Origin of the sequence: Providencia sp. PROV174, from assembly GCF_028480685.1 — a bacterium.
GTDB classification, from domain to species: domain Bacteria; phylum Pseudomonadota; class Gammaproteobacteria; order Enterobacterales; family Enterobacteriaceae; genus Providencia; species Providencia rettgeri.
Map to the genome: position 1 here is coordinate 86,022 of NZ_JAMPOT010000019.1, position 25,824 is coordinate 111,845.

Annotated in this window: 25 protein-coding genes; 23 read left to right on the forward strand and 2 right to left on the reverse strand. The window is 39.0% G+C overall.

Annotation, left to right across the window (positions count from 1 at the left end; genetic code table 11):
- Positions 1–9 precede the first annotated feature (9 nt).
- Positions 10–1,833 (reverse strand): ribosome-dependent GTPase TypA, encoded by a 1,824-nt coding sequence (gene typA / locus PSE60_RS16280; RefSeq protein ID WP_210837931.1) that lies wholly within the window; start codon positions 1,831–1,833, stop codon positions 10–12.
- Between the two features lie 432 nt (positions 1,834–2,265).
- On the opposite strand from typA, the gene PSE60_RS16285 reads away from it, so the two are divergent.
- The 22 genes from PSE60_RS16285 (at position 2,266) to PSE60_RS16390 (ending at position 23,405) form a co-directional block, all read left to right on the forward strand.
- Complete coding sequence (locus PSE60_RS16285; RefSeq protein WP_272666047.1) at positions 2,266–3,036, forward strand: PadR family transcriptional regulator; 771 nt, start codon at positions 2,266–2,268, stop codon at positions 3,034–3,036.
- A 359-nt stretch (positions 3,037–3,395) separates the two neighbouring features.
- Positions 3,396–4,805: a glutamate--ammonia ligase gene (gene glnA / locus PSE60_RS16290; protein WP_210839998.1), complete on the forward strand. Its 1,410-nt coding sequence runs from the start codon at positions 3,396–3,398 to the stop codon at positions 4,803–4,805.
- A 155-nt stretch (positions 4,806–4,960) separates the two neighbouring features.
- On the forward strand, positions 4,961–6,010 hold the full coding sequence (gene glnL / locus PSE60_RS16295) for a nitrogen regulation protein NR(II) (RefSeq protein ID WP_272666049.1): 1,050 nt from the start codon (positions 4,961–4,963) through the stop codon (positions 6,008–6,010).
- Between the two features lie 9 nt (positions 6,011–6,019).
- Complete coding sequence (glnG, locus tag PSE60_RS16300) at positions 6,020–7,492, forward strand: nitrogen regulation protein NR(I) (RefSeq protein ID WP_272666051.1); 1,473 nt, start codon at positions 6,020–6,022, stop codon at positions 7,490–7,492.
- Between the two features lie 551 nt (positions 7,493–8,043).
- On the forward strand, positions 8,044–8,574 hold the full coding sequence (locus PSE60_RS16305; protein ID WP_272666053.1) for a fimbrial protein: 531 nt from the start codon (positions 8,044–8,046) through the stop codon (positions 8,572–8,574).
- Between the two features lie 57 nt (positions 8,575–8,631).
- Entirely contained in the window at positions 8,632–9,300 is a 669-nt protein-coding gene (locus PSE60_RS16310) for a fimbrial biogenesis chaperone (protein ID WP_272666055.1), read from the forward strand.
- 25 nt (positions 9,301–9,325) lie between these two features.
- Entirely contained in the window at positions 9,326–11,848 is a 2,523-nt protein-coding gene (locus PSE60_RS16315) for a fimbria/pilus outer membrane usher protein (RefSeq protein WP_272666056.1), read from the forward strand.
- A complete protein-coding gene (locus PSE60_RS16320) occupies positions 11,845–12,897 on the forward strand; it encodes a fimbrial protein (protein ID WP_272666057.1) in 1,053 nt (350 codons plus the stop codon). The genes PSE60_RS16315 and PSE60_RS16320 overlap by 4 nt, the downstream gene beginning before the upstream one ends.
- Before the next feature lie 9 nt (positions 12,898–12,906).
- Positions 12,907–13,422 (forward strand): fimbrial protein, encoded by a 516-nt coding sequence (locus PSE60_RS16325; RefSeq protein WP_272666059.1) that lies wholly within the window; start codon positions 12,907–12,909, stop codon positions 13,420–13,422.
- A gap of 15 nt (positions 13,423–13,437) precedes the next feature.
- A complete protein-coding gene (locus PSE60_RS16330) occupies positions 13,438–13,935 on the forward strand; it encodes a fimbrial protein (RefSeq protein WP_272666061.1) in 498 nt (165 codons plus the stop codon).
- Positions 13,936–14,159: 224 nt separating this feature from the next.
- Positions 14,160–14,438, forward strand: coding sequence for a helix-turn-helix domain-containing protein (locus tag PSE60_RS16335; RefSeq protein ID WP_272666063.1), 279 nt, complete (start codon positions 14,160–14,162; stop codon positions 14,436–14,438).
- A gap of 31 nt (positions 14,439–14,469) precedes the next feature.
- On the forward strand, positions 14,470–14,790 hold the full coding sequence (locus PSE60_RS16340; RefSeq protein ID WP_272666065.1) for a helix-turn-helix domain-containing protein: 321 nt from the start codon (positions 14,470–14,472) through the stop codon (positions 14,788–14,790).
- Positions 14,791–15,472: 682 nt separating this feature from the next.
- On the forward strand, positions 15,473–15,997 hold the full coding sequence (locus tag PSE60_RS16345; protein ID WP_109912401.1) for a fimbrial protein: 525 nt from the start codon (positions 15,473–15,475) through the stop codon (positions 15,995–15,997).
- Positions 15,998–16,056: 59 nt separating this feature from the next.
- A complete protein-coding gene (locus PSE60_RS16350) occupies positions 16,057–16,725 on the forward strand; it encodes a fimbrial biogenesis chaperone (protein ID WP_272666068.1) in 669 nt (222 codons plus the stop codon).
- Between the two features lie 26 nt (positions 16,726–16,751).
- Positions 16,752–19,262, forward strand: coding sequence for a fimbria/pilus outer membrane usher protein (locus PSE60_RS16355; RefSeq protein WP_272666070.1), 2,511 nt, complete (start codon positions 16,752–16,754; stop codon positions 19,260–19,262).
- A 13-nt stretch (positions 19,263–19,275) separates the two neighbouring features.
- Positions 19,276–20,247, forward strand: coding sequence for a fimbrial protein (locus tag PSE60_RS16360; protein WP_109912399.1), 972 nt, complete (start codon positions 19,276–19,278; stop codon positions 20,245–20,247).
- A 9-nt stretch (positions 20,248–20,256) separates the two neighbouring features.
- Entirely contained in the window at positions 20,257–20,772 is a 516-nt protein-coding gene (locus PSE60_RS16365) for a fimbrial protein (RefSeq protein WP_109912398.1), read from the forward strand.
- A 13-nt stretch (positions 20,773–20,785) separates the two neighbouring features.
- Positions 20,786–21,283, forward strand: coding sequence for a fimbrial protein (locus PSE60_RS16370; protein ID WP_272666072.1), 498 nt, complete (start codon positions 20,786–20,788; stop codon positions 21,281–21,283).
- A 52-nt stretch (positions 21,284–21,335) separates the two neighbouring features.
- Positions 21,336–21,623 (forward strand): helix-turn-helix domain-containing protein, encoded by a 288-nt coding sequence (locus PSE60_RS16375; protein WP_272666074.1) that lies wholly within the window; start codon positions 21,336–21,338, stop codon positions 21,621–21,623.
- Positions 21,613–22,596, forward strand: a complete 984-nt coding sequence (locus PSE60_RS16380) for a fimbrial protein (RefSeq protein WP_272666075.1) — start codon at positions 21,613–21,615, stop codon at positions 22,594–22,596. The genes PSE60_RS16375 and PSE60_RS16380 overlap by 11 nt, the downstream gene beginning before the upstream one ends.
- Positions 22,597–22,796: 200 nt before the next feature.
- Positions 22,797–23,018, forward strand: coding sequence for a helix-turn-helix domain-containing protein (locus PSE60_RS16385; RefSeq protein WP_272666078.1), 222 nt, complete (start codon positions 22,797–22,799; stop codon positions 23,016–23,018).
- 99 nt (positions 23,019–23,117) lie between these two features.
- Complete coding sequence (locus PSE60_RS16390) at positions 23,118–23,405, forward strand: helix-turn-helix domain-containing protein (RefSeq protein ID WP_272666080.1); 288 nt, start codon at positions 23,118–23,120, stop codon at positions 23,403–23,405.
- A 75-nt stretch (positions 23,406–23,480) separates the two neighbouring features.
- Here PSE60_RS16390 and PSE60_RS16395 read toward each other — a convergent pair whose 3' ends face one another.
- Entirely contained in the window at positions 23,481–24,365 is an 885-nt protein-coding gene (locus tag PSE60_RS16395; protein WP_272666083.1) for a LysR family transcriptional regulator, read from the reverse strand.
- Between the two features lie 183 nt (positions 24,366–24,548).
- Between PSE60_RS16395 and ampC the strand changes: the two genes are divergently transcribed.
- On the forward strand, positions 24,549–25,691 hold the full coding sequence (gene ampC, locus PSE60_RS16400; protein ID WP_272666084.1) for a class C beta-lactamase: 1,143 nt from the start codon (positions 24,549–24,551) through the stop codon (positions 25,689–25,691).
- Positions 25,692–25,824 lie beyond the last annotated feature (133 nt).

Genomic DNA, 25,824 nt, shown 5'->3' on the forward strand with positions numbered 1-25,824 from the left:
ATCTAAAAATTAGTCTTCTTTAGAACGGCTTGCGCGACGGCGGTCGTTCTCAGTCAGGTGACGTTTACGCAGACGAATAGACTGCGGAGTCACTTCAACTAATTCGTCATCATCAATGAACTCAAGTGCTTGTTCCAGAGTCATTTTGATTGGTGGTGACAGAGTCGTTGCTTCATCAGTACCTGACGCACGCATGTTGGTCAGTTTTTTACCGGTTAAGCAGTTAACAGTTAAGTCGTTAGAACGTGAGTGAATACCAATGATTTGGCCTTCATACACTTCAGCACCGTGACCCAAGAACAGCTTACCACGGTCTTGCAGGCTGTACAGTGCGTAAGCAACCGCTTTACCTTGTCCGTTAGAGATCAGAACACCGTTTTGACGGCCACCGATTTCGCCTGGGCGAACATCATCGTAATGGCTGAACGTTGAGTACAGTAAACCCGTACCTGATGTCATTGTCATGAACTCAGTACGGAAGCCAATCAGACCACGGCTTGGAATGACGTAATCAAGACGTACACGGCCTTTACCGTCTGGCATCATGTCACGCAGATCACCTTTACGCTCACCTAACGCTTTCATGATGTCGCCTTGGTGCTGTTCTTCAACGTCTAACGTCACTTGCTCGAATGGCTCTTGTTTACGACCATCGATTTCACGAATGATAACTTTTGGACGAGATACCGCTAATTCGAAACCTTCACGACGCATATTTTCAATCAGAACAGATAAGTGAAGCTCACCACGACCAGAAACGCGGAATGCGTCTGGATCTTGAGTTTCTTCAACACGCAGTGCAACGTTGTGGACCAGTTCTTTATTCAAGCGGTCAAGGATTTGACGTGAAGTGACGAATTTACCTTCTTTACCGCAGAATGGTGAGGTGTTAACACAGTAGAACATGCTAACAGTTGGCTCATCAACGGCTAACGCAGGCAGTGCTTCAACGCTACCGACTTGGCAAATGGTGTCAGAGATATTCAGTTCACCCAAACCGGTCAGAGCAACAATGTCACCCGCTTCCGCTTGTTGTGAGTCAATACGCTCTAAACCTAAGTGAGTCAGAACCTTACCAATTTTACCGTTACGAGTTTTACCTTCGCTATCGATAACCGTTACTTGTTGGTTAGGCTTAACAACACCGCGCTTGATACGACCGATACCGATAACACCTAAATAGCTGTTGTAATCCAATTGCGAAACTTGCATTTGGAATGGACCGTCAACGTCAACGGCTGGAGGCGCAACGTGTTCCACGATAGCTTCGTACAGTGGAGTCATGTCTTCAGCCATATTTTCGTGGTCAAGACCAGCAATACCGTTTAATGCAGATGCATAAACGATAGGGAAATCGAGTTGCTCATCCGTTGCACCTAAGTTCACGAATAAGTCGAATACTTGGTCAACAACCCAATCAGGACGTGCGCCTGGGCGGTCAACTTTATTGATAACAACAATAGGGCGTAAACCGTGGTCGAACGCTTTTTGCGTTACGAAGCGAGTTTGTGGCATTGGGCCATCCATCGCATCAACAACCAGCAGTACACAGTCAACCATAGACATAACGCGCTCAACCTCACCACCGAAATCGGCGTGACCTGGGGTGTCTACGATATTGATATGATAACCATTCCATTGGATAGCGGTATTTTTAGCAAGGATAGTAATACCACGCTCTTTCTCCAAGTCATTGGAGTCCATAACACGCTCATCAACAGTTTCACGTTCACCGAACGTGCCTGATTGCTGCAATAATTTACCAACCAGTGTGGTCTTGCCATGGTCAACGTGAGCGATGATGGCGATGTTTCTTAAATTTTGAATTGACAAGGATTTTTACCGTTTAATTGACAGGAAAGGAATATGCTTACTGAGCTGTTATTCACACCCAAAGCATACTTTCTACGTTAATTTGCTGTTATTTTACACGTTTTTCCGCACAAGTGGAATAAATGTGAAACCCATCACTGTATAAAAAGTTTTTAGCGAAAAAACATTCAGTTGCGTAACAGTGCCAGATTCCCTCACAAAATAATGAGCATCATCTCTGCGAAACCACGAAGTGACAGAATAATACGCTAAAAACTTAATATTAGCAGCCCAAAAAAAGAACAAAAAATAGACTTTCTTTCTTAACTGCCAGTTTAAATATCTTTTTACGTTATTTAGATATATCTAAATTGACTAATTAGATATATCTAAATATAGTAAAACCAGAAAAAAATTCGATATATCTAAAGTTACAAACTAAGGAGTAACTATATGCTAATTAAATCTTGTCGTCATGTATATTATGCACGCCATGATGAAAATCAACATGGCCATCGCGGTGGATGTTGCCACAATGAAGGCCGTCATAGTCACGAACATTGCAGCCACGGAGATGACTACTATGGTGATGACCGCCATGGGTACAGTGAACACTGCCACGGTGAAGGCCGTCATGGTCGTTGGCACGGTGAACGCTGCCACGGCGAAGGCCGTCATGGCCGTGGACATGGTGATGACCGCCAAAGAGGCCGTGGAAGAGGCAAAGGCCTACGTCGTTTATTTGATCATGGCGATCTTCATATTATGGTACTTTCGTTAGTCGCTAAAAAACCAAGCTATGGCTACGAAATTATCAAAGATATTCAAGAAGCCTCAAATGGCTTGTATGTGCCTAGCCCAGGTGTTATTTATCCCACTCTAACACTGTTAGAAGAACAAGGCTTCTTAGAGTCTCAGATTGTTGAGCGCAATCGCAAAAGTTTTACGATTACGTCTGAAGGCTCTGCCCATCTAGCTCAAAATAAAGAAATTGAAGCAGTTATTGCTCGCAAACTGGCAAAAGCGCGTGATATGCAACAAGGCAGTAATTTAGCCGAAGACATTGAAATGGCAGTCAGTCGTTTTAAAGCTTTATTACGTCACAAAATGGTTTTAAAACAACTAAACGAAGAGCAGACGCGCCAAATTGCCTCCATCATCAATGATGCAGTAAAACAAATCGAAGAAGTGAATACGTTATTAACCAATAGCAATGAAGATTAATGTAGCTGTCTGGCATTAAACCACCTCATTTCTTTTTTATCCGGCCAACCTTATGCTTTAACAGGGCGCAATGTTGGCTTTTTTATTTGAGCTACACTCGCAAATGCACTAGATCAGTGCAAAACAGTCATTTAATGCACCAATATAGTGCATTTCGACAAATACAGCATGATGAAAATCCCTCGTCCTCACGTAACAATCAGTATTTGCTATAATTAAAAAGTTGGCACGCTTTTCGCTTATCTATTTATAGAGCGCGTACTAACCACTTTTATATGACTAGCACGCCAGACAAACAACAGACACACCCTCAAAAATAGCTTGTGATTTGTTGATTAGACCCGACCAGGAGAGCCGAGATGTCCGCTGAACATGTTTTATCGTTAATTAAAGAGCACAATGTTAGATTTATTGATCTGCGTTTTACCGACACTAAAGGTAAAGAGCAACACATCACTATCCCTGCTCATCAAGTTGACGAAGACTTCTTTGAAGAAGGCCAGATGTTTGATGGTTCATCTATTGGTGGCTGGAAAGGCATCAATGAGTCAGACATGGTATTAATGCCTGACGCTTCTACCGCGATGTTAGACCCGTTCTTTGCCGATATCACGTTGATTATACGCTGCGATATTTTAGAACCGGGCACAATGCAAGGTTATGACAGAGACCCACGTTCAATTTCAAAACGTGCAGAAGATTTCCTGCGCTCTAGCGGGATTGCCGATATCGTCCTGTTTGGACCAGAACCTGAATTTTTCGTTTTTGATGACATTCGTTTTGGCAACAACATGCATGGTAGCTACTACCACATTGATGATATCGAAGCAGCATGGAATACAGGAACCAAATACGAAGGTGGTAATAAAGGCCATCGCCCCGGTGTAAAAGGCGGTTATTTTCCAGTTCCACCGGTTGATTCATCGCAAGACTTGCGTTCAGCCATGTGTACCACAATGGAAGAGATGGGCTTAGTTGTTGAAGCTCACCACCATGAAGTAGCGACCGCAGGCCAAAACGAAGTGGCTACCCGCTTTAATACCATGACCAAAAAAGCGGATGAAACCCAGATTTATAAATATGTCGTTCACAATGTTGCCCATGCATACGGCAAAACAGCGACCTTTATGCCAAAACCTTTAGTGGGTGATAATGGTTCTGGTATGCACTGCCATATGTCTTTATCTAAAGGCGGTGTTAACCTGTTCGCTGGTGACAAATACGGCGGTTTATCAGAAATGGCGCTGTACTACATCGGCGGTATTATTAAGCATGCTCGTGCGCTGAACGCATTCACTAACCCAACCACTAACTCATACAAACGTTTAGTTCCGGGCTTTGAAGCGCCAGTCATGTTGGCATACTCTGCACGTAACCGCTCTGCTTCGATTCGTATTCCAGTGGTTGCGAGTACGAAAGCACGCCGTATTGAAGTTCGCTTCCCAGACCCTGCAGCTAACCCATATTTGGCATTCGCAGCCCAGTTAATGGCGGGTCTTGATGGCATCATCAATAAAATCCACCCTGGCGATGCGATGGACAAAAACTTATACGACCTACCACCGGAAGAAGCCAAAGAAATTCCAACCGTTTCAGGTTCTTTAGATGAAGCGTTGGCCGAATTAGATAAAGACCGTGAATTCTTAACCCGTGGTGGTGTATTCACTAATGATGCTATCGATGCGTACATTGAATTAACCCGTGCCGACATCCAACGTGTTCGTATGGCGCCACACCCTCTCGAATTTGAAATGTACTACAGTGTGTAACACGCCGTTCCACTGTTAGTCTTTGTTGCCGTGAAGCACTTGCCCCATCTTTCGATGGGGCCTTTTATCTCTAAGGTACTTACGCAACAAAATCAAATATCGGTTGTTTGGTCTATCAGGTATAATGCACCAAAATAGTGCAGGAGCAACATTACATGAAAACCGAACACTTGCCAGCACCGGAACATATTCTCGACTCTCTCATTAATAGCGTGCTAATTTTGGATTACGACTTGGTTATCCATTACGCCAACCATGCTGCACTCCAGATCTTAACCCAAAGCCAGCGCAAGCTATACGGGACACCTCTGCCACTGTTATTTAGCTACTGTTCACTCAATGATGAACTGATGCTCAATAGCCTAAAAGAAGGCCATAGCTTTACCGAAAATGAAGTCACTTTCGTGTTTAACAACCATTCTCATGTGATGTCGTGCAGCGCTCAGCCTTTTTCAGAACAATTTATTTTAGTTGAGCTTTCACAATTAGATAGCCAGCGACGTTTGAGCCAAGAACTCGCACAAAATGCCCAGCAGCTCGCTGCCCGTGAACTGATCCGTGGGCTTGCTCACGAAATTAAAAACCCACTCGGGGGTTTGCGAGGCGCTGCGCAATTGCTCTCTAAAGCGCTACCTGACCCACAATTAAATGAATATACTCAAGTGATTATCGAACAGGCCGACCGCCTGCGAGCACTGGTTGATAGGCTACTTGGGCCACAATATCCGGGGCCGAAAACGCAGCAAAGTATTCATCATATTATGGAAAACGTAACGCGGTTAGTGTCATTAGAAAAACCCAATAATGTGACACTAATTCGTGATTACGACCCAAGTTTGCCTGAATTAGAGTATTACCCAGACCAAATAGAGCAAGTACTCCTGAATATCACCCGAAATGCCTTACAAGCCCTCGCCGAAACGGGGGGTTATATCACTTTGCGTACCCGGACCGCTTTTCAAGTCACACTGCAAGGTGAGCGCTATCGTTTAGCTGCACGTATTGATATTGAAGATAACGGCCCCGGTATTCCGTTAGCAATTCAGGATACATTGTTTTATCCCATGGTCAGTGGGCGGCCTGATGGCACAGGGCTTGGCCTATCGATTGCTCGCAGTTTAGTTGACCAACACGCAGGAAAAATCGAATTTACCAGTTGGCCGGGTCACACTGAGTTTTCCATTTATCTACCAATTAAGAAATAGGAGATAACCATGACGCAGGGAAAAATTTGGGTGGTTGATGATGATAGTTCCATCCGTTGGGTACTTGAGCGCGCATTAAATAATGCTAACTTTGCTTGTACCTGCTTCGACAGTGCGGATGCTGTACTCGCCGCATTAGAAAATTCACTCCCTGATGTATTGTTATCAGATATCCGTATGCCAGGCAAAAATGGTATTGAGCTACTAAATACCATTAAACAATCGCACCCCCTTTTACCGATTATTATCATGACAGCGCACTCTGACCTTGATGCTGCCGTGAATGCCTACCAATCAGGGGCTTTTGATTACTTGCCAAAACCTTTCGATATCGATGAAACCGTTGCCTTGGTCGAACGCGCTTTGAATCATAGCCGGGAACAAAACCATGCAGGCCGTGAAGCGAAACCAGCCTCCCCTGTTGTTTCTTCGACAATGATCGGTGAAGCACCAGCGATGCAAGAGGTTTATCGCATTATTGGACGTTTATCACGCTCATCTATTAGTGTGCTGATTAATGGTGAGTCAGGCACCGGGAAAGAGCTGGTTGCCCACGCGTTACATCAGCACAGCCCTCGCGCCGATGCCCCTTTTATTGCGTTAAATATGGCTGCCATTCCCAAAGATTTAATTGAATCTGAGCTATTTGGTCACGAAAAAGGCGCTTTCACCGGCGCGAGCCAAGTACGCCAAGGCCGATTCGAACAAGCTAACCATGGCTCCTTATTTTTAGATGAAATCGGCGATATGCCCCTTGATGTCCAAACTCGCTTGTTACGTGTTCTGGCGGAAGGCCAATTCTATCGTATTGGCGGTTATACCCCAGTCAATGTGGATGTGCGGATTATTGCCGCAACTCACCAAGACCTCGAAAAACGGGTTAAAGAAGGTTTATTTCGCGAAGACTTATTTCATCGATTAAATGTCATTCGAGTACAATTACCGCCATTACGTGAACGCATTGAGGATATCCCGCGTCTCGCCGATTATTTTTTACAAAATACGGCAAAAGAACTCGGTGTCGAGGCTAAGGTTCTTCACCCCGACAGCGAAAAAATTCTTCAGCGCTATTATTGGTCAGGTAATGTTCGCCAATTGGAGAATGTCTGCCGTTGGCTAACTGTGATGGCGGCAAGCCAAGAAATTTTACCGCAAGATTTGCCCGATGATTTGCTTGAAGAGCACCCTCAACAAAATGCAGTGGTTAAATCATCGCAAACCGATGCTATACAAACACAATCTTTATCATCACACACTGCTAATTCTGCTACTCAGTGGTTTGAATTACTGGAAGAGTGGACCGATAACGCATTAATAGAGGGTAAAGAAGACCTCTTTGCACAGACCATTCCCTTACTCGAGCGTACAATGTTAAATTGCGCGTTGAAATACACCAATGGCCATAAGCAAGAAGCTGCCCGTTTATTAGGCTGGGGAAGAAATACCCTAACCCGTAAATTAAAAGAGCTAGGAATTGAATAACCACAGAAGTTGATTATCCTATTAAGATAGGTATGACTTAATTTATTATTTTATACTTATCTTAACATTCAAAAACGCCATACCAACTCACATTAAAAAAAGATATTTAAACGTTAAATAAATCACCATTAATGATGATTAGTTTCGGATGATACTTTTACCATAATACATTTTAGACTGCTTTTTGTTTTAAAATGAAATATTTAAAATACAGCTGCAATATTAAACTCCATCAAAACACATTATGCGTGAAATAATACCAAAAACCTCCACCTTAAAACTAATTTAGCTATTTAATCTTTATTTTGATCAGCAATAAAAACCCCATAATTAAAAAAACAACATTTCTTAAAACATCCATGAAAAACTCCCAACTTATAATGTGAATACCAAATACAAGATATGAAAATAGCTTAAAATAAGGGCATTAAACCTAAATTACTCTCATATTGTTTATTTTTAAAATAAAAGTCAAAATACCCCCAGTTGAGTTATTGAATATTTTTAATAACTCAATTTCATCACATAAACATCCTCTTGGAGAGTAATAAATGAAAAAGAATGTCTTTGCCTATTTAATTGCGGCATCGTCTGTTTTTGCGATTAATAATGCATTAGCTGCTGATGGAACTATCGACTTTACGGGTGAAATTACCGACCAAGCGTGTGAGCTTGCAACCGGTTCTGATGCATTTACCGTAAACTTAGGGAAAATCTCTAAAACGGCATTACCTAGCACGGGTAGCACGGCAGCAGCGACTAAATTTACCATCAAATTAGAAAACTGCCCGCAAACCGTGACTAGCGCAACGGTTAAATTTGATGCCACCAGTTACGCAGGTGACAGCAGTGTACTCCAGTTAACCGACCCTACTGCTGCGACAACAGCACAAAACGTTGGTATTCAAATTCAGGACGTCACCGGAACAACCGTTCCGTTATTTACTGAATCTAGTGCGTATGCATTAAAAGAAAAGACAGTAAATAATTTAGATTTTACTGCTCGTTATATTGCAATGTCTGATAGCGTTGGCGTTGGTCAAGCAAACTCAACCGCAACCTTCACTATCAATTATAACTAATTGGCTTTTAGGGTTTAAATGGATTTAAACCTTATTCCTCTATTCAATGGTACTAATATGAAACGCTTAGTTTATTTTTTTATTTCTTCATTTTTATTGATTAATTTAGCCCATGCAGGCGTTATTATTGGCGGCACCCGTGTTATTTATCATGAGGGAAATAAGGATGTCAGTATTAGTGTCGAAAACCCTGATAAAATCCCCTATTTAATTCAATCATGGATTGATGGTATTGATGAAAATAAGCAATCCGCATTTATCATTACACCACCATTATTTAGATTAAACGCAGATAAAACCAATGCGTTAAGAATATTTTTAACCGAGAATACCTTACCGACAGATAAAGAATCATTATTTTGGCTGAATATAAAAACGATCCCAGCAACAGAGCGCACGGAAAATTCATTACAAATTGCCTTTAAAACACAAATGAAATTAATTTATCGCCCTTCTGCAATTAAAAATGTTGATTTTATTGAAGAGCAAAAGAAATTAATTTGGTCAAAAACAGGCAATAGGATTACGGTAAAAAACCCGACACCGTATTTTATGAATTTCCAAAGTATTACCTTTAACGGTAAAAAGGCCAATGATGTCTCTTATGCGGCACCGTTTTCCAGCACTTCTTTTGAAATTAACGATGCTGCCACTCATGGCACGGTGAAATGGGAAGTCATTAATGATTACGGCTCCGCATCTGAACTGGCTGAAGCGAAAATATAGCCCAATATTGATTTAGGTTGTTAAAATGAGAATAAATAAAATATGCTTTAGCCTACTTATTTATTTAGGCTATACGGTACCTTTATACGCTGAAAATGCCATCGATAATAATACAGCACAAGGAAATATCTATTTTGACCCTGATTTCCTAGAGTTGCCTAATAAAGATGCTGTCGATTTAAGCCAATTTGAAAATAACCAACAATTGGCGGGTAACTATTACGTTGATATTTATGTCAATACCAACTTAATCGGGGCAAAAAGTTTAAAGTTTGATAAAAATACTGAGAATAAACTGGTTCCTTGCTTAACTTTGGATGATTTAAAAAGCTTCGATATTAAAATTGCAGATTATCCTGAGCTACAAAATAGCCAAACAAGCTGCGTCAATTTAGCAATCATTCCTGATGCAACAAGCCAGTTTGAATTTGATTCACAGCGGTTATACCTAAGTATTCCGCAAATCGCGCTGGCGAAAAACCCGAGGGGTTATGTTGACCTTGCCGATATCGATAACGGTATTACCGCCCTATTACTGAATTACAGCTATAGCGGTTCTAAAAATACCGATCGTAGCGGTGGAGAAGACACCTCCTCAAACTACGTCAATTTACGCCCCGGCTTAAATATTGGGGCATGGCGTCTGCGCAACTATACCGCGTGGTCCAACAGCACAGGGCAGCCCAATAAATGGGATACTATTTATACTTACGCCTCCCGTGGGATCAACCGTATAAAAAGCCAGCTAACCTTGGGAGACAGCGTTTCGCCGTCAGAGGTGTTTGACAGTGTGCCGTTTCGTGGGGCGCAACTCGCCACCGATGATGATATGTACCCTGAAAGTCTGCGTGGCTATGCGCCCGTCGTGCGTGGTATTGCTCGCAGCAATGCGCAAGTTACCATCCGCCAAAACGGTTACACCATCTACCAAACAGATGTGGCAGCAGGCCCCTTTGAAATCAATGACCTCTACCCAACGGGCAGCAGCGGTGACTTGCATGTGACGATAAAAGAGTCGAACGGCAGCGAACAGGTACAAATTGTGCCCTTTGCCTCTCTCCCTGTGCTACAACGTGAAGGTTACTTATCTTATAGCACCACCGTTGGAGAATATCGTTCTTATGATAGCCATGTAGATAAAACCAAATTTGGCCAGTTCACTTTGGTATACGGTTTACCCTATGGCATCACCATGTTCGGAGGGAGTCAGTTCAGTGAAAAATACCAATCTTATTCGATAGGTGCCGGGCAAAACTTGGGACGCTTCGGGGCGCTGTCTATTGATATTACCCAATCTCACGCCAAAATGCGTGATGACAGCAAAGAGCGTGGGCAATCTTACCGTTTCCGCTATAACAAAAACCTCAATGATATCGGCACCAATATTGCTTTGGCAGGTTACCGCTATTCAACCCAAGGGTATTATAGCTTATCCGAGGTGTTTGATACCTTCCGTGATACCAGCTACAGCCCTGAAATCGAGCGGCGCCGTAATCGTGGTGAAATCACTCTCAGCCAAAACCTAGGGGATACTTACGGTTCCATTTCAATGGGTTATGTTAATGAAGATTATTGGAATAGTGACCGCAAAACACAGTCAGCAACCCTTGGCTATAACAATAGCTGGCAAGGGATCAGTTACGGGCTGAACTACGCCTATAACAAGAATACCAGCAGCTATTCACAGAGTACTGGAACGAAAAAATACAGTGATGAAGACCACTTATTTACCTTTTCGGTCAATATCCCGTTCAGTTTATTTGAAGATACCGCCTACATTAACTTTGCCAGTAGCCACAGTAGCCGTGACTCTAGCTCAAGTAACATCGGTGTTTCTGCCTCCCATCTAAACAACCAGTTAAATTGGAGTATGCAACAAAGTTTAGCCGATCAGGGGCAAGGCAGCTCTGGTAATGCGAACTCTACCTATAAAGGTAAATATGGCGAAATTTCCGGGGGCGCAAGTTATAGCAAGGATAACTATAACCTGTACTACGGAACTAACGGCAGCCTTGTCGCCCACGCGGGCGGGTTAGTGTTAGGGCAACAACTGGGTGAGACTTCCGCGCTGGTAGAAGTGCCTGATGCAGGGAATGTTCCCATATTAAACCAAGCGGGTGTAGTAACCAATAAACAAGGTTACGCGTTAGTGCCGTACGTCACCGCTTACCGCAAAAATACCATCGATATTGATACCTCGGCGTTACCTGACAACACGGAAATGGAACTCACCAGCCAGTCAGTCTCCCCAAGCCGTGGGGCATTAGTTAAAGCTGGTTTTACTGCCAATGTCGGTTATCGCGCCATCATGGTATTGAACTTTGCAGATGGAAAACCCGTGCCATTTGGCGCACAAGCGATATTTAAAGATAACCCGCAGCTAAATAATCTAGTGGGTAATGATGGAGAGATTTATTTATCCGGTTTAGCGGAAAGTGGTCACTTTATTATCCAATATAACAATAAACAGCAATGCCAAGTAAATTATAACTTAGCCGGTGTTTCGGATTATATGGGGTTATATAAAACCCAAGGAGTTTGTCAGTGAAAAAGAAAATTACAATAAGATTATTTTTATTGTCAGTGGTACTTCTCATTATTAATAATAAATCGAACGCTGCTTACGATTGCTTTAAAGGTCAACCTGTTCGTGCCGCCTATATTAGTGGAACACATAAAATTAATGTTCCATTCGACCGTAATTTTACCGGTAATTTAAAGACAATAAAAGCGACTTCAAGCGTACCTCTTGATATGTATGTAAATAATAGCGGTAAAGACTATAATAGCCAATGTAAAAATCTTGCTACTACAAATAGCAATACTGGAAATGTCTATTTTCAATATCTATATGCAAATGGTCAAACATCTCAAACACCTTTAAAAACAAATATATTAGGTGTGTCGCAGTATGTTAGGTTTGTTGCAAATCACTGTCCATCATGCTCTTCAAGCCTTACTTTCCCTCATGTGGCTTATATTAATGGTAATAATAAATATGACTCCACACCTTGGATACCTGCATATTTTACTTTAACTTTAACTCAAACTGGTAAGGTAACAAAATCTGGGTATATTGATAGTGGATTAATTGCCACAAAAGGTAACCGTAATGCTGCAGCAGGATCTGCTTATCATTTAAATACCACATTGTCTATTCAACCTAATTCTATCTACATTAACGTGCTTAATTGCTCGCTAAATCAGAGTGTTTACAATATTAATTTAGGCGATTGGTACGATACTCAGTTTAAAAATACTGGGGATACTAGTGAGATGATAGATATTCCAATTTCACTAAAATGTAACCCTGAGACAAATATTAATGTAACTGTGAAAAGTACCAATGGTTCATCCTCTCCGACAGCTGGCTGGCTCAACTTAGCCTCCGACGGAAATAGCGCAAAAGGCATCGCTATACAACTATTAGATAACAATAACAACCCAATAACATTGGATAAAAAATTCACCCAAGCAACAAATGTTTCAGAAGGCGATTATATATTCAACTGGAAAGCACGTTATATTAAAACAACAGATAAGATCACCCCGGGCTCTGCGAATGCCTCAGCCACTGTTAATATTCGTTATGAATAGGATTAAATAATGAAAAACTTTATACACTCCTTATTGATAATAAATAGTTTGATCGCCAGCTTTTATACATATGCTGAAGATAACGTCATATTAAATTTCACCGGAAATATCAAAGCCGCTACCTGTAATATTTCTGGCGGCAACAATATTGATATCGATTTAAAACGTTTACCGATTGATATATTTAATGGCGCGCAGACAGGATCCGACTGGAGAAATTTTGATATTCATTTAAATAATTGTTCGTCATTTATCAATCAAATCAAACTGACATTTGCAGGCACTGCGGACACAGCTGATACGACTAGCTTATATAAAAACCTAGGTACTGCTCAAAATATAGCTGTGCAATTACAAAGCGGTGATGGTGCCACACCGTTAGGTAATCAAAAAATATTACAAGTGCCCTTAAATGGGCAATCTGATGTCGCTATTCCACTGCGTACGCGGGCTGTTAGCATGGCAGGTAATGTCGTGGCTGGCTCTATTTCAGCCAATATTACCGCCACCATCACCTATTTATAAACCGGAGCATATAACATGAAGAAAATAGTGCTGTTATTCTGTCTTGCTTCCAGCCCCGCATTGGCAGCAGACCAGCAAATTAATATCAATGTACATGGTTATGTCGCAGTTATGCCCTGCGAATTAGAAACCATCAATCATGTTATTGACCTGAAAAAAGTGAATGTTTGGAATATTCGGGATACACAAACTTCACCGTGGGTTGATTTCTCAATTAAATTGAAAAATTGCCCTATGGGTACCAAGGAAGCCATTATGGAAATTAAAGGCACACCAGATTCAACCACAACGGATTATTTTATCAACACCGGTAGTGCTAAAAATGTCGCATTAAACTTAGCTCACCATGCAAATAAAACCACAATAAAAAATGGTGAAAAAATTATGGTGCCCATTAATGAACAAACCCACAAAGTTGATATTCCGCTATCAGCGAGAATGGCAGGCTATGGCTCAGGTATGACAAGTGGTTCATTTAATAGCCACCTTGATTTTACATTTGTTTATCACTAATAAAGTTAGGTATTGATATTCTAAAACACATCATCGTAATTGGATTAATTTAAATTTTAAGGTGACGAAAAATATTTAATATGCATTATTTTCAATATAAAACAACCTAGTTTGAATGCTTATGATTTAAATCAAGATAAGAGAAAGGATACCTGATAGATATATCGTGAGTGTAAAAATATCACTTTACACTTGTTAAGAATAAAAATTAAAGAGGTTGAATAATGAGCAATTATTACCCTGTCTCTGCGGTTATTGGTCATAAAATAAAATCATTGCGTAAAGATAAAGGACTATCTCTTATTGCCCTTGCTAAAAATATTGGCATTAGTGAACAACAGCAATTACGCTATGAACGAGGCAGTAACCGAATATCGATAGATAGACTGAAGCAGTACTCCAATTATTTTGATATCAATATTAGTTATTTTTTTTCATTTAATGAATATGAAAAAATAAAAATTAAAAATGGTAATGAAATTAAACAATCATTCTCTTTGTAGCACTTTTACTTAATCATTATTGGTTATCAATATGAAAAAAAACACCTCTAAAATTGTCGGAGCACGGATCCGCGCACTCAGAAAAGACCAAAACATGAGTATTCAGCAGCTCAGTACATTGCTCGGGATCAGCCAACAGCATCAATCCCGCCATGAACTCGGGGAAATACGAATTCATGTTGATACACTTTATTCTATTTCACAAATATTAGAACTTGATATTCAAGAGTTAGTTGTTGATTTTACTATCCCAATACCGATTAACACAATGAATAATAAACAAAATAAAAAAAAGATATTGCAGGCAGAAAGCTTATTATCACCTGAACAGAATTTCAATTTATACAAGTAGCATTAATACAAGAATAATGTCGTTTATAGGAATTTTATAACAATGAACACTGTAGCTTAAACGTATCTATAAATAAGAAGTTTCTTATGTAGCCTTAGCATAATTAATGAAGATTAAGGCTACTCAATTGAATTTAAACGAAAATATTCAAATGGCAATTTAATATTTTCTGAAGGCCGAGATTAATGACTTAACTGTTTTCATTCATTTTCTGAATGACAATACCCTTTCTTTATTCAAAAAAGGAAATAAATAGCACTTTTAGACCTGCGAAATTCGATAGTTACACTATTATTTCGTTTTACGATAGTACAAATTAAATATTCTCCAAATGTGGTCTGACGTGTCAAAGTCTTATAACCCCAAATAATCACCATATGAGAGACAAATTAAACTTATCTCCCACTTTATAATTATTCTTAGTTTTATATCGTTATTTCACTTTAGTAAAAATCCCACCTAAAAATATATTTACCTTAAGATAAAATAGAGCTTCAATTACTCTCCCATACAGTGTTAACTTAATTAAAAAAATTAAATACATTAAAATTTAATTATATTTTACCAAATTTGACAAAACTTGTTTATTTTAAAAAATAGTTTCAAAATACTCTCCAATTGAGTAATTGGTGATTCCACCTACTCAATGAAAAATAAATAATTATCTTTTGGAGAAAAACAAATGAAAAAAAACTTACTTGCATCATTAATTGCTGCAACCTCAATCTTTGCTGTTAATAATGCATTAGCCGCAGATGGTACTATCGACTTTACCGGTGAAATCATTGACCAAGCATGTGAATTAGCTGCAGGCTCTGATGCATTAAAAGTAAACTTAGGCCAAGTATCTAAAAAGGCATTACCAACAGCGGGAAGCACTGCTGCTGCAACTAAATTTACTATTAAATTAATTAACTGCCCAGCGACAGTGACAACAGCTTCAGTTAAATTCGATGCTGACTCTTATATTGGTGACGATGAAGTCATTAAATTAAAAGAAGAGACCGGAGTTGCAACAGGTGTAGGTATTCAAATTACTGACGATACTAATAAAGTCGTTCCACTATTTACCGCATCTAAAGCATACCCATTAAAAGAAAATGTAGAGAATAATTTAGATTTTAGAGCGCGTTATATTGCCAAAACTGACTCTGTAACACCGGGTCCAGCCAACGGTACGGCGACTTTCACAATCAATTATAACTAAGTAACAAATAAGGTTTAAACGGAATTGAACCTTATCTAATAACATTCAATGGTGGTATTATGAGATCTATTATCTATATTTTTATTTCGTTATTTCTACTAATAAATACTGCAAACGCAGGCGTTATTATTGGTGGAACTCGTGTTATTTATAATGAGGGAAACAAAGATGTCAGTATCAGTGTAGAAAACCCAGATAAGATCCCTTATTTAATTCAATCCTGGATAGATAATATAGATGAAAAAAAACAGTCAGATTTCACTATAACACCACCATTATTTAGGCTTAATGCTGAAAAAACCAATGCACTTAGAATATTTTTAACCGAAAATAAACTACCGAATGATAGAGAATCATTATTTTGGCTAAATATAAAAACGATTCCAGCAACAGAAAGAACAGAAAATTCACTACAAATTGCCTTTAAAACACAGATGAAACTCATTTATCGTCCCAAAGCTTTAAAGGATGTCAATTTTATTGAAGAGCAAAAAAAATTAGTATGGTCTAAATCTGGGAATAAAATTACGGTTAATAACCCAACACCTTATTTTATGAATTTTCAGAGCATCAGCTTTAACGGAACAAAAGCTAATGATGTTTCTTATGCTGCACCTTTCTCAAACGCAACTTTCGAGATTAATAACTCAAATACCAATGGAACAATTAAATGGGAAGTTATTAATGATTATGGCGCAGCGCCAGAAGCACTCGAAAAGAAAATATAAAACTATAAAATAAGTTGGGCTTTATCATGAAAATAAATAAAATATCTCTAGGCCTACTATTATATTTAGGCTATACCGCATCATTATATGCTGAAGAAAAAATAGAAAAAAATGTCTATTTTGACCCAGATTTCTTAGAGTTGCCGAATAAAGACTCAGTTGATTTATCGCAGTTTGAAAATAACGAACAATTAGCAGGTAACTACTATGTTGATATTTATGTCAATACTAATTTAATTGGTTCTAAAAATCTTAAATTCGAAAAAAATAGCCAGAACCAATTAATTCCGTGTTTATCACTTGCTGACATTAAAGAATTTGGTATCAAAACAGCGGAATACCCTGAATTACAAACGGCAGGAAGTCACTGTGTCAACCTTGCCGCGATCCCTGATGCCACCAGTAACTTTGAGTTTGATTCTCAACGTTTATATTTAAGTATTCCTCAAATCGCATTAGACAGAAACCCAAGGGGTTACGTTGACTTAGCTAATATCGATAATGGGATTAATGCGCTGTTATTAAATTACAGCTATAACGGGTCGAAAAATTATGACCGTAAAAAAAATGGCTCAGATAATACATCCCATTATGTAAATTTAAGGCCCGGTTTAAATATTGGAGCTTGGCGGTTACGGAATTACACCACATGGTCAAGCAATACTGACCAATCTGGTAAATGGGACACCATTTATACCTATGCATCACGTGGCATTAATAGCATCAAAAGTCAGTTAACCTTGGGGGATAGTGTCTCGCCTTCGATGGTTTTTGATAGCGTACCGTTTCGTGGTGCCCAGCTTGCGACAGATGATGATATGTCCCCTGAAAGCTTACGCGGGTATGCACCCGTTGTACGCGGGATAGCGCGTAGCAATGCACAAGTAACGATCCGCCAAAATGGCTACATTATCTACCAAACTGAAGTGGCTGCTGGTCCTTTTGAAATCACAGACTTATACCCAACAGGGGGAAGTGGTGATTTGCATGTCACCATCAAGGAATCCAACGGGAGCGAGCAATACCAAATTGTTCCTTTCGCCTCATTACCTGTATTACAGCGTGAGGGGTATTTTTCTTATAGCGTAACAGGCGGGGAATACCGCGCTTATGACAGTAGCATTGATAAAACAAAATTTGGCCAATTTACCTTAATCTATGGCTTACCTTATGGTATTACCGCTTATGGTGGTAGCCAAGTCAGTGAGCACTACCAATCTTACTCTATCGGTACGGGTCAAAACCTTGGACGGTTTGGTGCATTATCTATTGATGTTACTCATGCAAATTCAACGCTAAGTAATGATGTTACGGAAAAAGGTCAGTCATACCGTTTTCGCTATAACAAAAATATCAACGACATTGGTACTAATATCGCATTGGCAGGTTACCGTTATTCCACTAAAGGTTTCTACAGTTTAGCGGAAGTCTTTGACGGCTATAGAAATACAAATTATGCCCCTGAAATTGAACGCCGCCGTAATCGCGGTGAGATCACTCTCAGTCAAAATTTAGGAGATAACTTTGGTTCAATTTCAGTTGGTTATATCAATGAGGACTACTGGAATAGTGACCGTAAAACACAATCAGCCACCGTGGGTTACAACAATAGTTGGCAAGGCATCAGTTATAGCTTGAATTATATCTATAACAAAAATACCAATAGTTACTCCTATAGCTCCGGTAGTCGTACGAAAAGTGAAGATGATCATCAACTTGCTTTCTCTGTCAGTGTACCGTTTAGCGTGTTTGATAATACTTTCTATTACAACTTTAACAGTAACAGCAGCAGTGATGGCCCAAGCACAGGCAGTATCGGGCTTTCCGCCTCTCAGCTCAATAACCGCCTAAATTGGAGTATGCAACAAGGCTTTACCACTCGAGACCAAGGCACTAGCGGTAATATGAATGCCTCTTATAAAGGGCAATATGGTGAAGTTTCAGGCGGAACTGGCTATAGCAAAGACAGCTATAACCTTTATTACGGTGTTAATGGCAGCTTAGTAGCTCACTCTGGTGGCCTAGTTCTTGGCCAGCAATTAGGCGAAACCGCTGCTATTGTGGAAATCCCTGACGCGGGTGATGTTCCCGTTCTAAACCAAGCTGGGGTGGTAACAAACAACCAAGGTTATGCGCTCGTACCTTATGTCACTGCTTATCGCAAAAATGTGATTGATATCGATACCTCAGGACTACCTGAAAATACAGAAATGGAGTTAACCAGCCAAAGTGTTGCTCCAAGTCGCGGTGCTCTGGTGAAAGCCAACTTTGCAGCGAATGTCGGGTATCGTGCCATCATGATATTAACTTTTACTGATGGTAAACCCTTACCTTTTGGTGCTCAGGCCATATTTAATGACAACCCACAGTTAAATAATATGGTGGGCAATGATGGTGAAATTTATTTATCTGGTTTAGCTGAAAACGGCAGCTTTATTATTCAATATAACGATAAACAACAATGCCGAGTAAATTATAACTTAGCGGGCATATCGAATTATATGGGTTTATATAAAACAGCAGCGGTTTGCCGATAATAAGGAGTAAATAATGAAAAACTTTATTTATAAATCAATATTGCCTGTTAGTTGTATATATTTATACTCAGGATATGCTAATGCTGCTTGTACCTTAAACCCAAATTTAAATAATAAACTAGCTAATATACCGGCCGCAGTTTATAACGTTCAATATGATGATAATACACCTAGAGACTTAGGTTCTCTCAGTGCTAATTTTTCATCTACATCTCAGTGGGTAGCTAGTGATTCGAGCTCTTGTGCTACTTCATACTTAACGGGTAGCTTTATAAATAGCTGGTCACCAAATGCCAATAAAGTTGCCCTATCTAATATTTCTGGTATTGGTATTTCTGTTACAACTGCAGGCATTGGAGCATTTAATGCAACCTGGGATAAAAACAACGCAAATTATAATATATTAACAACGCATTGGAGCATCACAGTAAAAAAACTCGGTTCGGTAACACAAGGTGGCACATTAAGAGCCGGAAATGTTGCAAGGCTAACCGCAACTTACCGTGCGCCAACAAATGTGACTTGGACTTTAACAACCTTAAATATGCCGACCAATGCTATTCGTATCAATGTACTTAGCTGTTCATTAAAGAATAATCAGTCAACCTACAATATTGATATGCAAGATTGGTATGATACACAGTTTCCCAATATAGGCTCAACCAGTACACCGGTTAATATCCCAATTACATTAACTTGTGCAGCTGGCACCAATATTAAAGCGACTGTCACAAGTTCTAAATATGAAGATACTGCGACGGGAAAATTAGGGCTAACAGGAACTAATAGTGCTACTGGTGTCGCAATACAATTATTGGACAAAAATAATAATCCAATCAAATTGAATACCACAAATAACCTGCAAAATAATGTTCCAGCCGGTGATTATATGTTTAATTGGAAAGCTCGCTATATAAAAACGGCAGATAATATCACGCCAGGTACAGCGAATGCCTCCGCTACTGTAAATATCCGCTATGAGTAGGAATAAAAAATGAAAATAACACCTAAAAATTTACTTTTACTTAGTAGCTTAATATTCAGTGGGAACTTATTCGCTGCTAGCACTGTCACGTTGAATTTCACCGGTAATATTAGAGCGGCAACTTGTAATATTACTGGTGGTAATAATATTGATATTGACCTGAAAAGTATTTCAGCTGATGTATTTCGCAATGCGAGCTCTGGCTCTAACTGGAATACATTTAATATTAGTCTCAATAATTGTTCATCTTTTATTAATCAAGTAAAGCTGACATTTACAGGGACGGCGGATACCGCGGATGTAGCAAGTTTATACAAAAATCAAGGCACAGCTAAAAACCTAGCCGTACAACTACAAAATGGTAATGGAACAACTGCTTTAGGTAACCAAAAAATATTACAAGTTCCGACAAATGGGCAAGCGAATATTAATATTCCATTACGCACCCGTGCTTTTAGCTCATTAGGTAATGCCACTCCGGGAACTATTTCCGCCAACATTACGGCAACAATTACCTATTTATAAAAGAGAGAATAATATGAGACATTTTATCCTATTACTATCAATCATGAGCTGCTCTTTAACTGCATTTGGGTTAACTGCAAATATTAAAGTACATGGCGTCGTTATTGCTGCCCCTTGTGAAGTCGAAAAAAATAATTATTTAATTGATTTGAAAAAAATTAATATTTGGAATATCAAAGATACGCAGAAATCTCCGTGGGTTGATTTTTCCGTGAAACTAAAAAATTGCCCTGTCGGCACCACCATCGCTGTAATGAAAATATCAGGTACGCCAGACTCAACAGTAACGGAACATTTTATTAATAATGGTACAGCAAAAAATGTGGCGCTGAATTTAGCCAACACAGTGAATAAAACAACCATTAAAAATGGTGATACGATTACTGCGAATGTTAATACACAAACACGAAATGTTGAAATTCCTCTGTCTGCAAGAGTTTCAGGATATGGAAATGGTATGGTTGCAGGCTCATTTAAAAGCCATTTAGAATTTACATTTACTTATCAATAATTAAATATAATTTCTTATTATAATCACACACACCTTAATAGGAGATAATGATATGCCTAGCCACTACCCTATCTCAAAAATAATTGGCAATAAAATCACTTATTATCGAAAAATGAAAGGAATGACATTAGAGAATTTATCTAAAGTAGTAGGAGTGAGTGAACAACAGCAATCACGATATGAGCGAGGCATTAATCGAATTAATGTTGATAGACTCTATCAATATGCAAAAATATTTGACATTTACCTTATTGATTTTTTTGTCTTTAATAATAAAGAATTAAACGAAATTAAAACATCAAACACTAATTATTTAATCAAGGATGAAAATGAAAAATAAAAATCTACTTTTAATATTTAGTACTATCGTTACATTTTCTGGATATGTACAAGCGGCCTGTATTCAAAACCCGAACTTACGAAATGTTGTGGTTAATGTACCTACGAAAACCTATTCATTGCAATATGACGATACAGGAGCACGAGACCTCGATACTATTCGAGTCAATTTTAAAGGCTCACAAGTCAATACATTTTCAGGCCCAAAAAGTAATGGCCAATGCGGTGATGCCTATTTACATGCTGACTATGTGAATGGGTGGGTACCAAACGGTAATAAAATTGCAGCCAGTAATATACCAGGCATCAGCATTCAAGTAAAAGCTACGGAAATTGGTTTCTTGAACACACGTTATGGGCCACCAACATTAGCTAACCCTGCTGCTTGGGGTATTCCTAACCCATATTGGACTATTACTATCAAAAAAACAGGGCAGGTCACACAGGGGGGAAATTTAAAGGCTGGCCTTGTGGGAAAATTAACACAGCACAATCCAGCGCCACATAACAGTACTTGGAATTTAACATCATTGAATATTCCAGCGGGTGCTATCAAGATTAATGTATTAAAGTGCTCAACAAAAGCGACAAGTTACAATGTTAACTTAGGGACTTGGTATGATACTCAGTTTAAAGCTATTGGCTCTACTAGCAATAGTGTCAATATACCCATTACATTAAGCTGCGCTGCAGGCACTAATCTAAAAGTGACAGTGACAAGTAGTGCTGGGTATGTTGATACTAATACAGGGAAAATTAAATTGTCTGGACAAGGGCAAGCGACCGGAGTCGCCATTCAATTATTAGATAGAAACAGCACCCCAATAAAGCTTAATTCAAAGTTTACTTTGCAAAATAACGTTGCAGGTGGCGACTATATTTTTAATTGGAAAGCTCGATATATTAAAACTGCTAATAATATAACCGCAGGAACTGCAAACTCGACCGCGTCGGTTAACATAAGATATGAATAAATAGCATTCAACATTAATCATAAAAAGAGGTTAATTTATTTATAATTTGATTTTTATTGCTAATATTAAAGAATATGAAAGAATATGAAAGAATAATTGATAAATAGCAAATTTACTATTTTATTAAAATGGTTAAGATAGAGAGGCTATCTTGGAATTTTGTTTAGTTAGAAATGAAAAGTCTAATTATAGGAGTTCATATGTCTTATTCAAGCTCTTATCTTATTGGTAAACAAATACTTTATTATCGAAAAATGAATGGAATATCAATCAATGAAATTTCAAAAGTTATTGGTATCAGCCCACAACAGCAATCACGATATGAAAGAGGAATAAATAGAATAACGTTAGATAGATTGTTCCAATATGCAACATATTTTGAGGTTGATATTAAGTCATTTTTTCAGCCTCATGGCATTTAATAGTTTAAGTAATAATACATAACACTAGAAAAACCAATTACATTAAAAAAATTAACTATATCTACATTACAATATTAAAAATAAATTTGCGAGAACATTATGAAACGAAAAATATCTAAATCTGTCGGTTTAAAAATTAGGTCATTAAGAGAAAGTCACGGAATGAGTGGTAAAGAATTAAGCATGTTATTAGGTATTAGCCAACAGCACCAATCACGCTATGAAAATGGTGAGGTCAATATTCATGTCGATACCATTTACCAGTTGGCACAAATATTTAATGTTTCTCCAACCTATTTCTTTACTACAGCCGTCATAGAAATTAATAGTACAGAGCTCCCTATTAGCAAAAAGAATTATTTCTCGGCTGAAGCTCTGGTATTTTAACTTCTAAATATGAGCATTATATTATGCTAGTAAATTAAATATCGGTGCTATTTCTATTAATAGTATAGCACCGACTTATTGTTCTTTTTTAGACTCATCCACCAACCAATTATGAAATATCGCCATCGCCGGTGTCATGGCTCTCGATTTTAAACGACTTAACCAATATCCACCTAAAGTCACAGAGATATTAAAAGGTTGAATTAATGTTCCAGCACTTAATTCATGGTTGAACATACAACTTGGCACCAAGGCTACACCGTCGGTTAATAGCGCGGCTTCAACCATCAAACGCGATGAATCAAATACAGGCCCTTTGACGCGCCATGGTTCCACTTCTGCGGCTAAAAACCATTTCTCCCATTCATCTTTACGATATGAACGCATTAACTGATGAGATTTTAAATCTAATGGATGTTGTAGCTGATTCGCAACTTTCTCTGAACAAAGCACAGTATGCGCAGTTGGAAACAATGGTGTATTTTCTACCAGAGGCCATAGGCCCTCACCAAAACGAATAGCAAAATCAACGCCTTCCGCGGCTAAATTCACCACGTTGTTATGGGTCATAATGCGTAAATCAATATAAGGATACAGTTCAGAGAATTGCGTTAGTCTTGGCAATAACCAACCCACCGCAAATGTACCGACCACTGAAATACTTAAAGCTTCTCGATAATGGCCATCCTCAAATTGCAGTAATAGTGACTCTATTTGGTCAAAAGAGCGGCTCAATACAGGTAGCAACGCGAAGCCTTCTTCGGTCAATGCTAGTCCTCGAGGTAAGCGAATGAACAGTTCTAGCCCCAATTGCTCCTCTAACAGCCTAACTTGTTGACTGACAGCGGCCTGAGTGACATTCAATTCTATTCCGGCTCGTGTAAAGCTTAAATGCCGTGCGGAAGCTTCAAATGCCCTAAGTGCATTGAGGGGTAGCCGATGACGATAATTTTCTGCCATAAGATTTTCTTTTACCTCATCGAATTTTATATCGTTTTAAATGATGCTTGAAAGCATGCATACTATTTTTCAACCACGGATTACCCGCTGAAAATCGTATATTAAAGCACTTTTAATTTACAATGAAGTGCTTTCCAGTTCCTGTTAGCAATAACTTAAACTTGTATTTATTGGAATAACTCTATGAAAAATCTTTTTCGTCAGGGGCGAATTTTTATCGCACTCAGTTTGGCTTTAACCACCCTATCCGCTAATGCATTCACACAAAAGGACGTGGATAATATTATTAAACCGCTAATGGAAGAGAAGCAGATCCCAGGCATGTCTGTAGCAATCTCAGTTGATGGAAAACACTATATTTATCATTATGGTGTACAATCTAAGCAAGACTCAGTACCTGTCAGTGACGAGACTTTATTTGAGATTGGCTCTTTATCTAAAACGTTTACTGCCACACTCGCAGCCTATGCACAAAACCAAGGAAAACTCGATTTTTCGCAAAAGGTAAGCCACTATCTTCCTGAATTAAAAGGTTCTGCTTTCGACCAAGTGACAATAATGAACCTCGCTACTCATACTTCAGGTTTATCGTTATTTGTACCCGATACCATTACCAATTCAGCAGAATTAACCCGTTATTACCAACAATGGAAACCAGAAAAAGCCATTGGGCAATATCGTTCTTATTCAAATCTCGGCATTGGGTTATTAGGCGTCATTACGGCTAAACAACTCAAAATGCCATTTGAACAAGCAATGGAAAAATTAATGTTGCCCGCTCTTGGGCTAAAACACACCTATATTCATGTGCCTAAAAACCAACAGAAAAATTATGCTCAAGGTTATAATAAGAAAGATCAGCCCGTTCGTGTGACACCGCAAATTTTAGATGCTGAATCTTATGGTTTAAAATCGAATGCTAAGGATTTAATTCGTTTCTTAGATATTAATATGCAAATGACAAAAGTTGCAAAACCGTGGCAAGAAGCAGTAGAAGATACGCACACTGGGTTCTATCTAACTGACTCTTTTGTACAAGATATGATGTGGGAAAGTTATTCATTGCCCGTATCCCTCTCTCATCTACAACAGGGTAACCGAGACGAAATGGCGCTTGAGCCGCAAAAGGTTGACGCTATTCAACCCGTAATGCCACCAGAAAACCGTGCTTTTTATAACAAAACAGGTTCAACCAATGGTTTTGCAACCTATGCGGCGTTTATTCCTGAAGACCGAATCGCGGTGGTGATTTTGTCCAACAAATGGTATCCAATCCCTGACCGCATTACCGCGACTTATCAATTAATTGAAAAAATTAATGAATAGATTTCTGACTAAGATTAGATGTTCTATATAGTTCGTGTTGCCGCTAGGCGTTGAAATGAAGACAGCGCGGGGAGCATACATTAAGTATGTGACCCGTGTGGCGGAATGAAAACAACAACGCGACAGGACGAAA